This window comes from Acidocella sp., assembly GCF_050253495.1.
In the GTDB taxonomy this organism is placed as follows: Bacteria; Pseudomonadota; Alphaproteobacteria; order Acetobacterales; family Acetobacteraceae; genus Acidocella.
Window position 1 is genome coordinate 145,492 of the sequence record NZ_JBFWIX010000005.1, and the last position, 12,739, is coordinate 158,230.

Annotated in this window: 9 protein-coding genes; 4 read left to right on the forward strand and 5 right to left on the reverse strand. The window is 60.8% G+C overall.

Translation table 11 applies throughout. The annotated features are described in order from the left end of the window. Nucleotides 1-105 precede the first annotated feature (105 nt). The 4 genes from AB7D48_RS06255 (at nt 106) to AB7D48_RS06270 (ending at nt 7,738) form a co-directional block, all read left to right on the forward strand. Entirely contained in the window at nt 106-1,785 is a 1,680-nt protein-coding gene (locus tag AB7D48_RS06255; RefSeq protein ID WP_427976592.1) for an NAD(P)-binding protein, read from the forward strand. Nucleotides 1,786-1,792: 7 nt separating this feature from the next. After that, nucleotides 1,793-5,377, forward strand: a complete 3,585-nt coding sequence (gene nifJ, locus AB7D48_RS06260; RefSeq protein WP_427976594.1) for a pyruvate:ferredoxin (flavodoxin) oxidoreductase — start codon at nt 1,793-1,795, stop codon at nt 5,375-5,377. 30 nt (nt 5,378-5,407) lie between these two features. Continuing rightward, the gene (locus AB7D48_RS06265) at nt 5,408-6,400 is read left to right on the forward strand and encodes a dihydroorotate dehydrogenase-like protein (protein ID WP_427976597.1); all 993 of its coding nucleotides are present in this window, start codon (nt 5,408-5,410) and stop codon (nt 6,398-6,400) included. A gap of 87 nt (nt 6,401-6,487) precedes the next feature. Next, nucleotides 6,488-7,738 (forward strand): MFS transporter, encoded by a 1,251-nt coding sequence (locus AB7D48_RS06270; protein WP_427976599.1) that lies wholly within the window; start codon nt 6,488-6,490, stop codon nt 7,736-7,738. A gap of 84 nt (nt 7,739-7,822) precedes the next feature. Here AB7D48_RS06270 and urtE read toward each other — a convergent pair whose 3' ends face one another. The 5 genes from urtE to urtA all read right to left on the reverse strand — a co-directional run bounded on the left by urtE (nt 7,823) and on the right by urtA (nt 12,672). Beyond that, nucleotides 7,823-8,536, reverse strand: a complete 714-nt coding sequence (gene urtE, locus AB7D48_RS06275) for an urea ABC transporter ATP-binding subunit UrtE (protein ID WP_427976602.1) — start codon at nt 8,534-8,536, stop codon at nt 7,823-7,825. Continuing rightward, a complete protein-coding gene (urtD, locus tag AB7D48_RS06280; RefSeq protein ID WP_427976604.1) occupies nt 8,533-9,288 on the reverse strand; it encodes an urea ABC transporter ATP-binding protein UrtD in 756 nt (251 codons plus the stop codon). The genes urtE and urtD overlap by 4 nt, the downstream gene beginning before the upstream one ends. Then, a complete protein-coding gene (gene urtC, locus AB7D48_RS06285; RefSeq protein ID WP_427976606.1) occupies nt 9,285-10,340 on the reverse strand; it encodes an urea ABC transporter permease subunit UrtC in 1,056 nt (351 codons plus the stop codon). Before urtC ends, urtD begins: the two co-directional genes overlap by 4 nt. A gap of 1 nt (nt 10,341) precedes the next feature. Beyond that, on the reverse strand, nt 10,342-11,250 hold the full coding sequence (gene urtB / locus AB7D48_RS06290) for an urea ABC transporter permease subunit UrtB (protein ID WP_427976608.1): 909 nt from the start codon (nt 11,248-11,250) through the stop codon (nt 10,342-10,344). Nucleotides 11,251-11,463: 213 nt separating this feature from the next. Then, a complete protein-coding gene (urtA, locus tag AB7D48_RS06295) occupies nt 11,464-12,672 on the reverse strand; it encodes an urea ABC transporter substrate-binding protein (protein WP_427976610.1) in 1,209 nt (402 codons plus the stop codon). Nucleotides 12,673-12,739: the final 67 nt, after the last annotated feature.

Genomic DNA, 12,739 nt, shown 5'->3' on the forward strand with positions numbered 1-12,739 from the left:
GAGGTTGCGGCCCAGAATGAATATCTTCTGGTTTGAGAACACGCTGGGCGCGCCGGACAAAAACGGACGGTCTGGTACGTTATTTAGCAGGATTGGATGCCGCCAATGACCCTAAAACTTCAGGATCTGACACAGGTTTTGCAAGAAACAACCAGGCGAGGCGTTGGCACCCATCGCTGGCAGCACCCTGTCTACAAGCATTTTCTGCCGCCCTGTAACCATGCCTGCCCCGCGGGAGAGGATATTCAGGGCTGGCTGGCCCTCGCCCAATCTGGCGCCCATGAACAAGCCTGGCACGCCCTGGTGAACAACAACCCCATGCCCGCCACCCATGGCCGGGCCTGCTATCATCCATGCGAGACCGCCTGCAACCGGGGCGAGTTGGACAGCGCCGTGTCCATCCATGCCGTCGAACGCTTCCTGGGCGATCTGGCCGTGGAAAAAGGCTGGAGCGTGAGCACGGCCGCGCCCACGGGCAAGCGTGTGCTCGTCGTGGGAGCGGGGCCAGCCGGCCTGTCCTGCGCCTATCATCTTGCCCGCCTCGGCCATGGGGTGGAAATTCACGATGCGGGCGAACGCCCCGGCGGCATGATGCAATATGGCATTCCCGCCTATCGTTTGCCGCGCGAACCGCTTGAGCGTGAAATCGCCCGGATCACAACCATGCCGGGGGTCAGCCTGCATTGCGGCCGGCGGATCGAGGATGTCGTACACGCCAAGGCCGAGGGCGGGTTCGACGCGGTGTTTGTCGGCGTTGGCGCGCAACTCGCCAACCACCTGCATATCCCATCCGGAGATGGGTACAAGATGGTCGATGCCATCAGCCTGCTGAGCGATGTCAGCCAGGGCAAGCGCCCGCTTCTGGGCCGCAGGGTCGCCATTGTCGGCGGTGGCAATGTCGCCATGGATGCCGCGCGCACGGCCGAACGGCTGGGCGCCACGGAGACGGTGCTGATCTTCCGTTACGACGAGGCGCATATGGAAGCGCATAAATCCGAGGCCGATGAAGCCTTTGCCGAAGGCACGAAGATCAGATGGCTCAGCGTGATCGACCAGTTCGGCGCGGATGGCATCACCGTCGAGAAAGTCTCGATGAATCCTGATGGCAGCGTGACGCCGACCGGTGAGGTCGAACATCTGTCCGCGGATGCCGTGGTGCTCGCGGTCGGTCAACATAGCGACCTTTCCCTGCTGCACCGCCTGCCTGACATACAGGTCAAGCATGACGGCACGGTGACGGTCGATGCCACGATGATGACCGCGCATGCGGGCATTTTCGCGGGAGGAGATTGCATCGGCGGGGCGCGCACCATGACGGCCGCCACGGGCCACGGCAAGCAAGCGGCCAGGGCCATCGACGCTTATTTGCAAGGAAAGACCTATCAGCATCCTGAATCTCACCCGCTGGTCGGTTTCGGCATGCTGCATCTGCCCGATTTCATGGATGCCGCGCCGCACGCCCAGACGGAACGCCCGCCGCAAGAGCGCCAGGGTTTTGAGGAAATCACCGCCGGCTTGACCGAACAGGCGGCCCGGCGCGAGGCGCAACGCTGCCTGTCCTGCGGAAATTGTTTTGAATGCGACAATTGCTTCGCGGCATGCCCGGAGCAGGCCATCACCCGGCTGGGGCCTGGGCAAGGCTATGAGGTGTCGATGGATCTTTGCACGGGCTGCGCCGCCTGCTTCGAACAATGTCCTTGCCACGCCATCGAAATGGAACCCGAGCCCACCATGGGCGGCACCGCCGCCTCGCTCGCCCCCGCTGGCTTCAAACTGCGCGCCTGAAAGAAAGATGACCGAGATGACCGAACAGACCGTGACGATGGACGGCAACACCGCCGTCGCGCATATCGCTTATCGCGTCAACGAGGTGTGCGCGATTTTTCCGATCACCCCGTCCTCGCCCATGGCCGAACTGGCGGATAGCTGGGCGGACGAAAACATCCGCAATATATGGGGAAATATTCCCGTTGTTCAGGAAATGCAGGCGGAGGGCGGTGCCGCGGGATGTGTGCATGGCGCCTTGCAAAGCGGCGCGCTGACGACGACCTTTACCGCCTCGCAGGGGCTCATGCTCATGCTGCCGAACATGTTCAAGATCGCGGGGGAACTGACCTCGACAGTCTTCCATGTCGCGGCGCGCGCGCTGGCGGCGGGCACCTCCTCCATCTTCGGCGACCATCAGGACATCATGGCGGCGCGCACCACGGGCTTTGCCATTCTTGGCGCGGCCTCGGTGCAGGAAGGGCACGATCTGGCGCTCATCGCGCAAGCGGCCACACTGGCGGCGCGCGTGCCCTTCATCCACTATACGGATGGTTTCAGGACATCGCATGAATATAACAAGCTCACCTTGATACCGGATGAGACAGTGCGCGCCATGATCGACGACGATCTGGTGCGCGCGCACCGCGAACGCGCGCTCAGCCCGGACCGCCCCTTCATTCGCGGCACCTGGCAAAACCCGGATACGTATTTCCAGACACGCGAGGCGGTCAATCCGTATTATGACCGCGTGCCCGAGATCGTGCGGGAGGCCATGAGCAAATTCGCATCCCTGACAGGGCGGCGCTATGAACTCTTCCGTTACGAGGGCCCCGTGGATGCGGAACGCGTCGTCATCTGCATGGGGTCGAGCGCGGAAGTCGTTCGTGAAACGGCGAACTGGCTGAACGGCAAGGGTGAAAAAGTGGGAGCGCTGCAAGTGTTGCTCTACCGGCCGTTCTCGGCCGCGCATTTTCTGGCCGCCCTGCCCGCGAGCGTGAAATCCATCGCCGTGCTCGACCGCACCAAGGAGCCGGGCGCGCCAATGGAACCGCTTTACGCGGATGTGGTGGGCGTGCTGGCGGAAGCACTGGCCACGGGTAAGATCGACCATATGCCGCGTGTGATCGGTGGCAGGTACGGGCTGTCCTCACGCGACTTCAACCCTGGCATGGCCAAGGCGGTGTTTGACGAACTGGCCAAGGCCGATCCTAAAAACCATTTCACCGTCGGTGTCATCGACGATGTCACCCACAGCAATCTCGATTACGACGAAACGCTGGACATCGAACCGAAGGGCACGGTGCGCTGCCTGTTTTACGGGTTGGGCGCTGATGGAACCGTGGGCGCCAACAAGAATAGCGTGAAAATCCTCAGCGAAGGAGCGGAGCGTTACGCACAGGCCTATTTCGATTATGATTCCCATAAATCCGGAGCGGAAACCGCCTCGCATCTGCGCTTCGGCACGGCCCCGATCAGCGCCCCCTATCTGATCCGCCATGCGGATTTCATCGCCTGCCATAAATTCGATTTTCTGTTCAAGCGCGACATGCTCGGCGCGGCCAATAACGGCGCCATTTTTCTGCTGAACAGCCCTTATAAGACCGAGGAGGTCTGGGACAGGCTGCCCCGCGAGGTGCAGGAGCAAATCATCACCAGGAAGCTGCGCTTTTATGTGATCGACGCCTCCGAAGTCGCCTTGCGGCTGGGGCTGGGGGCGCGGGTGAACACCATTCTGCAAACCTGCTTCTTCCACCTCTCCCATGTGCTGCCGCCCGATCAGGCCATTCAGGAGATCAAGCATGCCATCCAGAAGACCTACGGCAAGAAGGGCGAAGTGGTCGTCAATCTGAATTTCGCGGCGGTGGATGCCGCCATTGCCGCCTTGCATGAGGTAAAAATTCCAGCGCACGCCACTGGCACCTTGGAGATGCCGCCCATCGTATCGCCCGCCGCGCCACCCTTCGTGCGGCATGTCACGGGAGAAATCATCGCCGGGCGGGGAGACAGGATTCCTGTCAGCCAGATTCCAGCCGACGGCACCTTCCCCGGCGGCACCACGCAATATGAAAAGCGCAACACCGCCATCGAGGTTCCCATCTGGGATCCGGATACATGCATCCAATGCGGGCAATGCAGCATCGTCTGCCCGCACAGCGTGATCCGCGCCAAGACCTATGCCGAGGATGAATTGACCGATGCGCCGGCCGCCTTCAAATCGGCCCCCGTCAATGCGCGCGGTTATCCTGACTCGAAATTCACGCTGCAATTTTATGTCGAGGATTGCACGGGCTGCGGCGTTTGCGTCGAGAATTGCCCCGCCATCGCCGGGGATGGGTCGCACCGCGCCATCAATATGGGGGAGAAGCTGCCCATTCTGGCGCAAGAGCGTGAGAATATCAGCTTCTTTGAAAAATTGCCCGGCGTGGCGCGCACACGGGTCAATGCCGCGAATGTGCGCGGTGTCCAGTTCCTGGAGCCGCTCTTTGAATTTAGCGGCGCCTGCCCCGGGTGCGGTGAGGCGCCTTATCTGAAGCTCGTATCCCAGCTTTTCGGCGACAGGCTGCAAATCGCCAACGCCACCGGTTGTTCCTCCATTTTCGCCGGCAATACCCCTGCTCATCCGTGGAAGGCCAATGCCGAAGGACGCGGTGTCGCCTGGTCGAACTCACTCTTCGAGGATAATGCGGAATTCGGCCTCGGCTTCCGCTTGGCCGTGGACAAGCAAACGGCGCTGGCGCGCGATCTCGTCGAAAAATTGTCTGACATAATCGGCGACGACTTGGCGCGGGCGGTTTTGGGGTCCGTGCAGCACACGGAATCCGAATATGCGGCGCAGCGCGACAGGGTCACCGCCCTGAAGGGCAAGTTGGAAGCGCTGGCAACGCCAGATGCGAAAACCCTGCTCAGCGTCGCGGATTTTCTGGTGCGCCGCTCGGTCTGGATCATCGGCGGCGATGGCTGGGCCTATGATATAGGCTATGGTGGCCTCGATCATGTTCTGGCTCAAGGGCGTAACGTCAATGTTCTGGTGCTGGATACCGAGGTTTATTCCAACACGGGAGGGCAATCCTCCAAGGCCACGCCAATTGCCGCCGCGGCCAAATTCGCGGCGGCGGGCAAGCGCATTCCCCGCAAGGATCTGGCGCTTCAGGCGATTTCCTATGGCAATATCTATGTAGCCCAGATCGCTCTGGGCGCCAATCCGGAACAGGCACTGATCGCCCTGCGCGAGGCGGAAGCCTATGATGGGCCTTCCCTGATCCTGGCTTACTCCCAATGCATCGCCCATGGCATCGATATGCGGACCGGCATGAAACAGCAGGCCCGGGCCGTTGCCTCCGGCTATTGGCCGCTCTTCCGGTTCGACCCGACAATGCGAAAATCCGGCCTCAATCCCTTCCGGCTGGATTCAACACGCGCGCGCATTCCCTTCAAGGACTATGCCTATAGTGAACTACGCTACAAGACATTGACCCGCACCCATCCGGAAGCGGCGGGCCATATGTTGCACCAGGCCGAGGCCGCCGCCAATGAGCGCTACCGCACCTATGAGGACATGGCCGCGCGCGATGGCAGCCGCTTCCTGCCGCATTGGGAAGACGTGGAATAAGGCGCGGTATCGACAAAGAGGTTTCACACCATGGATCTGAGCACGAAATATCTTGGACTGGACTTGAAGCATCCCGTCATTGCCTCCGCCTCGCCATTGAGCGCCGATCTCGACGGTGTCTTGCGGCTGGCGGATGCTGGCGCGGCCGCGATCGTCATGGCCTCCATCTATGAGGAGCAGATCACGGAAGAAGAAATGCGCGAGGCGTTTCTGCTGGAGCAAGGTGCCGAGGCCCAGCCGGAAGCAACCGGCTATTTTCCCCCCGACCTGCAAGGCGATGTACTGGAGGGGCGTTTAACCCTCTTGCGCCGCGCGGCAGAGCGGGCTGGTGTTCCGGTCATTGCCAGCCTCAACGGTTGCAGCGAGGCGGGATGGGTGAAATTCGCGGCAAAGCTGGAGCAGGCGGGCGCCGCCGCGATCGAATTGAATTTATACCGTATCCCGGCGGATTTGGAGGAAAGCGGCGCGGCGCTGGAGGACAGCTATGCGCGGATCCTGAAAAGCGTCAAGGCGGTCGTGAATATTCCCGTCAGCGTCAAGGTCATGCCGTTTTTCAGCGCCCCTGGAAACATGCTGCTGAAGCTGGTCCGCGCCGGCGCGGATGGTCTGGTTCTGTTCAACAGATTTTATGAACCCGGCATCGACCCCGCATCGCTGCGTGTCATGGAGACGCTGCATCTGAGCACATCTTACGAGATGCGCCTGCCGCTGATGTGGACGGGCCTGGCCTCCAGCCGCCTGCAAACCTCCATCGCCGCTTCCACCGGCGTATGGAACGGCACCGATGTCGCCAAATATCTGCTGACCGGCGCGGACGCGGTGATGACGGCCTCGGCTTTGCTGCGGCATGGGCCAGATCATATCGGCAAGCTTCTGGAGGGTTTACGACATTGGATGACCCAGCGCGGCTTCGCCAAGATTTCCGATTTCCATGGAAAACTGGCCGTGAAGGATGAAGCGGGGGATGCGGAAGCCTTTTTGCGCGCGCAATACCGGACGATCCTGACCTCGTATTTTCCCTGACAAAACATAATCGCAACCAAACAATATCTGGACTTCGAACATTTGGCCCTTCTGAAAGTCTGCTCATGAAAAGAGGTTATAAACGTCATGGAACAATCTGAACCAAAGCGTTCGGAGCCGGTGATCCTAAGCTGGGGGTTTGTCGCGGCCTGGCTGATCTGCCTGCTCTTTTATCTTCTGCAATACGCCATGCGCTCAGCGCCGAGCGTGATGATCCCGCAATTATCGTCGATTTTCGGATTGAGCGCGCTGGGCATCAGCACACTGGTTTCGGTGTTTTATTACAGCTACGCGGTGGTTGCCATCATCGCCGGCGGATCCATCGACCGTTGGGGCACCAAACTGCCAATCACGATCGGCATTCTCGCGGTCGCGCTTGGCAGCGTGCTGTTTCCCTTCGGCGCGTTGGGCGTGACCGGGTCCGGACTCGGGCGCCTGCTGCAGGGCGCTGGTTCCGCCTTTGCCTTCACGGGTGCCGTCTATCTCGCCGCGCGCGGATTTTCCTCGCGCTGGCTTGCAACCGTCATCGGCCTGACGCAAGCCGCTGGGCTCATGGGTGGGTTCATCGGCCAGTTCAGTGTCGGCCCGCTGATCCAGACAATCGTCTCTTGGCAGACTTTCTGGGTCTATCTGGGGGGCGTGCTCGCCATCATCGCCGTCATATTCTTCGTGGTGACGCCCGCGAACCGCACCCCAGCATCCGGCAGCGCCCGGAATATGTTCGCGCCGTACAAGATTATCCTGACCAATCCGCAATCTTACTTATGCGGGATCATCGCCGGGTTGCTGTTCGCGCCGACGGAAATCAGCGATATGATCTGGGGCGTGCGGTTTCTGCATACGGGGTTGGACGTCAATACCGCGACAGCCGTGATGCGCTCTTCGATGGTCCCCTTGGGGTGGGTCGTGGGCGCGCCCTTGTTTGGCTATATCGCCGACCGCATGGGGCGACGCAAGCCGGCCTTGTTCGCGGGAATCGTCATCATGCTGATATCTGGCATCGGTATCCTGTATTTTGAGCGCGACCTGCCGCCTTATCTCGCCGGGCTGATTTTCGGCATCGGCTCAGGGTCGGCGATGATTCCCTATACGATGATCAAGGAAGCCAATCCCGATCAGGTGAAAGCCAGCACGGCGGGCGCCATGAATTTCCTGGTCTTCAGCTTCAGCGCCGTGCTGGGGCCGGTCTTTGGCTGGGCCTTGCAGCATTTTTCGGTCGCCGACAAACTGACGTTGCATACCTTCCAGGATGCGAATTTGATTCTGATCGGCGCGGTCATCCTCGCCTTCCTGCTGACACTCGCCTTGCGCGAGACCGGCTCCGCCCAGGCGCGATAACCTCGCCTGGGCCAAGGCGGCGGATCGATCCATCCGGTGCGCCGCCTCGCCCCGCCTCGTGTCCTCCCGCAAGGGCGGCGAAGATCAGATATTCACCAGATGCGAGATCTCATCCGCCGTTTCCGTCCGCGTACTGCCGGAACGGACGATCCGCCCACGCTGCATCACGTGATATGCTTCCGCGAAGGACCACGCGAAATCCAGATATTGCTCGACGATCACGATGGTCATGCCGAGTTCGGCGCGGATACGACGCAAGGCCTGCTCAATCTGCTGCACCACATTGGGCTGAATCCCCTCGGTCGGTTCATCCAGCAGCAATAGGCGCGGCTGCCCCGCCAAAGCGCGGCCAATGGCAAGCTGCTGCTGCTCGCCACCGGAAAGCAGCCCTGCCTTACGGTGGCGTATTTCGGTGAGCTTGGGGAAAAGATCGAAAATATGACTGGCGATGCCGGAATCCTTTACCGCCTTGCGCCCCGCAAGCGCCGCCAGCCCGACCGTCAGATTCTCCATGACCGTAAGATGCGCAAACACATGCCGCCCTTGCGGCACGAATCCAATACCCGCCCGCGCCCTTCCATGCGCGGGCATGGCGGTCAGGTCGGCTTCATCGAACCGCAAGCGCCCGGCCATGAGCTTGTGAACCCCAACGATGGCATTGAGCAATGTCGTTTTGCCCACGCCATTGCGCCCGATCAACGCCACGGCCGCGCCGCGCTCCACCGCCATGTCGATATTCCAAAGCACCTGGCTTTGGCCGTAAGCGGCGGCAACTCCTTCCAGTTCCAGCAGGCTCATTCCTTCGCCCTCCCGAGATAAACGGCCTCGACCTGCGCATCGGCGCGAATATCCGCGACGCTGCCTTCCTTCAGGATCTGTCCTTGATGCAGAACCGTGGTGTACCCATTCAACGCCTCCACGAAGCTCATGTCATGGTCGATCACCAGTACGGCATGACGGTCGATGAGGGAGTGGATCAACTCGGCGGTGCGCTGCGTATCCTGCGGGCCCATGCCGGCGGTGGGTTCATCCAGCAGCAGAAGGTCAGCATCCGTGGCGACGACCATGCCGATCTCCAGCCATTGTTTTTCGCCATGGGCGAGGCTGGCGGCCGGCACGTCGCGGCGATCCGTCAACCCGACAATTTCAAGAATCTCCTCCGCGCGCCGCATCTCGGCTGGTGGCACGCGCGTGGTTAAGGCATGCCACCAGGCACGGTTCTTACGCGCGCTGACGAGCAGATTTTCCATAACCGTCAAGGCGGGCAGAACGCCTGGTGTCTGGAATTTCCGACAGATGCCGCGCCGGACGATCTCCTGCTCCGGCAAGGAGGTGATCAGATCCTCCTTGAACCAGATCTTGCCGGAGGTGGGGCGAACGCGGCCAATGATCGTGTCGCACAGAGTGGATTTGCCGGCACCGTTGGGGCCGATGAGAATGCGCAAGGCACAAGGCGCAAGGCCGATGGAGACATTGGTGAGCGCCTTGAACCCATCGAAATCGACCGTGACATTCTCCATTTTCAGGAGTGGCGGGGGCATGGCGCTCATTGGGCGGCCTCCTTCGCGGGGCGGCGGGGCAAGCGCAATGTTGGCCGCCCGCCCGTCAGCAGGCCCGCTATGCCACCGGGCAGAAAACTGACCACCAGCACGAACAGAGCACCCAGCGCATAAAGCCAGAGCGATGGCAGTGCCGAACTGATCTGATCCTTGGCGAAATTCACCAGCAGCGTGCCCGCGATAGCTCCCCACAAAACATCGCGCCCGCCGACGGCAACCCAGACGACCATCTCGATGGAAGGCACCACGCCGACCAGCGCGGGGGAGATCACACCGGCATGGAGCGTGAACAAAGCCCCGCCCATGCCCGAGAGCATACCCGCCAAGGTAAAGGCGACAACCTTATACGGCAAGGGATTATGCCCCAGGAACCTGATGCGGTTTTCCCCATCGCGCGTGGCGCGCAACATGATGCCAAAGCGCGTGGAGAGCAGCCAGCGCAGAAAGAAATAAGACAACGCCACCAGAACGAACGTGATGCCGTAAATGACCTCGGCGGAAAAACGGCTGGTGATGTCATACCCATCGAAAGTGGAAAAGTCGGTCAGGCCGTTGAATCCGCCCGTATAGGCTTGCTGACTGATCAGCAGCGTGGCGAAAGCCAGCGCCAAGGCCTGGGTGATGAGCGCGAAATACACACCGCCGATGCGCCGGCGGAACATTAGCCAGGCAAAGGCGGTGGCGAACACGCCAGGCACCAGCACGATGCAAACCAAGGAGAACCAGGGGTTGGCAAAAGGGCGCCAAAAGGCCGGCAAGGCGGAAACGCCGCTCCATTGCATGAAATCGGGCATGTCGCCATTGGCGATGTCCAGCCCTTCCATCTTGAGATGCATGGCCAACGCATAACCGCCCAAGCCAAAAAACACCCCCTGCCCCAAAGAGAGGATTCCCCCCTCTCCCCATATGAGCATGATGCCGAGCGCCACCAGTGAAAATGCCAGAAACCGACCTAGCAACGACAATTCATATGAAGAAACGAGCCAGGGCGCGGCGGCACCGAGAAGCAGAACCAGAATTGTAATGATCGTGGAGGTTTTCATCTTACCCCTCCAATGCGCGCGAGCGCACGGTGATCACGCCTTGTGGGCGGATCTGAATGAACAGGATCACGAAGACCAGCAACAGGACCTGCGCCACGCTGACATCGACATAAATCTGCACCAGCGCGGTGAACAGCCCGACCATGATGGATGCGATCGTGGTGCCGACCAGCGAGCCGAGCCCACCCAGAATGACGACCAGAAAGGCTGGCACGATATAGCTCTGCCCCACTGTCGGCGTCACGGGCCCCAGCAAGGCCAGGATGACGCCCGCCAGGCCGGCAACGCCCGTGCCCAGCGCGAACACGCATAGATCGATCAACCTCGCATTCACGCCCATCGCGGATGCGGTGGCGCGGTCCTGGTTCACGGCCCGCACGTAGAGCCCGAGGCGGGTTTTATTGATGAGCAGCGCAATACCGCCAAGAATCAAGGCCGCGACCGCGAGAATGAAAAGCCGCGTATACGGCAGCGTCAGCCCCGAGAGGAAACCAGATGAAAATGTAACCGTATGGTTGAGCCAGCCCGGCGCCACCACCTGCACGCCAATGGCGCCGAACAGATTGCGCGCCGCCTGTTGCAGGATGAGCGACACCCCCCACGTGGCCAGAAGCGTATCGAGAGGGCGTGAGGAGAGACGGTGGATGACCGTGCATTCCAGCACCGCACCCAGCAATGCCGCGCCGATGAAGGCAACCGGCATGGCCACGACGATGCCAAGCGGCCCGGGAACGACCAGAAGGGTCAGATAAGCCAGATACCCGCCCAGCATCAGCATTTCGCCATGCGCCATGTTGATGACGCGCATGAGCCCAAAGGACAGGGCCAGCCCCAGAGCGGCCATGATGAACAAGGACGCCACGGAAAAACCGTTAAAAAACTGACCGATGAGAAAAGCCGATTCCTGCATGTGGCCCTCCTGAAACGTCAGCCTCGGCGGGATGCCAAGGGCTGGCGTCAGAACCGGATGGCATGAAACGGTTTCGCTCCCGCGAATTCGTTTCATGTCCGCATCCGTCTTCAAAACATGAATATGGTGGCGATTCAGGCATCCGGCCGCCCAGATGCCGTCGCACTCCACCAAACGGGATGCGGCCTTTTCGAAAAAGGCCGCGTTTTTTGCTTAGAAGTTGCTATGCGCCCCGCAAGTCTTGCCGGGGAAGGTCAGCGGATCGTAAGGCTGCGGCTTGATCGGCGCGGAAGACGACCAGATGATCTTGAACTGGCCATCCGGCTGCAATTCGCCAATATAGGCCTTCTGCACCATGGACTGGTTCGGGTCGAACTTGACCTCGCCGAGCGGGCTGTCGACAAAGCCCAGGGAAACCGCGGCGTTGCGCACTTTTTCAGGATCGAAGCTGCCCGCCTTCTCGGCGGCCTTCGCCCAGATCATCACATCTTCGTAACCATGCACCATCGGGTCATCGACCACCGAATCCTTGCCGTATTTGGCCTTATAAGCCGCCACGAAATCGGCATTCATCTTACCCGGCAAGCTCTGGAAATAATTCCAGCTCGTGTAGGATCCCGCCAGCAGGCTCGGCCCCATGGCCTTGGCCTCGGGCTCGGCGATGGAGAAGCTCATCACCGGCATCTTGTCCGGTGTCATGCCCGCCGCGGCCATCTGCTTGAAGAAGGACACGTTGGAATCGCCGTTCAACGTGTTGATGATGATGTCCGGCTTCGTCCGCTGAATTTCCGCGATAATGGAGGAGAAATCCGTGCCGCCGAGGGGGACATATTCCTCACCCGAGAGGGTCAGACCGTCATGGGCGATATGCTTCTTCAGGATCAGATTCGCTGTACGGGGATAGACATAATCGGAACCGACCAGGAAGATCTTCTTATAACCCTGCTTTTCGGCCCATTCCAGGGCCGGCAGAGCCTGCTGGTTGGGCTGCGCGCCGGAATACATGATGTTGGGCGAGCATTCATTGCCCTCGAACTGCACCGGATACCAGAGCAGTCCGTGCAGGCGCTGGAACACCGGCAGCATCGCCTTGCGCGAGGCGGAGGTCCAGCCGCCAAACACGGTCACCACCTTGTCCTGCTGCAACAGCTTGGTGGCTTTCTGCGCGAAGATCGCGGGGTCGGAAGCACCATCCTCCACCACCGGCACGATCTTCTTGCCCAGCACGCCGCCCTGGGCGTTGAGCTGGTCGATGGCCAGCAGTTCGGCATCCTCCAACGGCACCTCGGAAATCGCCATGGTGCCGGACAGGGATTGCAGCACACCGACCTTCACGGTGCCCTCGGCATGGGCGGGGGTGGCGATGCCCAGCGCCGTGCCAGCCAGAAGTGCGGCCGCAAGGCCCAGTTTCTTCATTGTCATAAAGTGAAGTCTCCCATTTTTTGGCGAAATGCCCGCGTTCAGGATGCGCGATTATGGGAGGGCAATG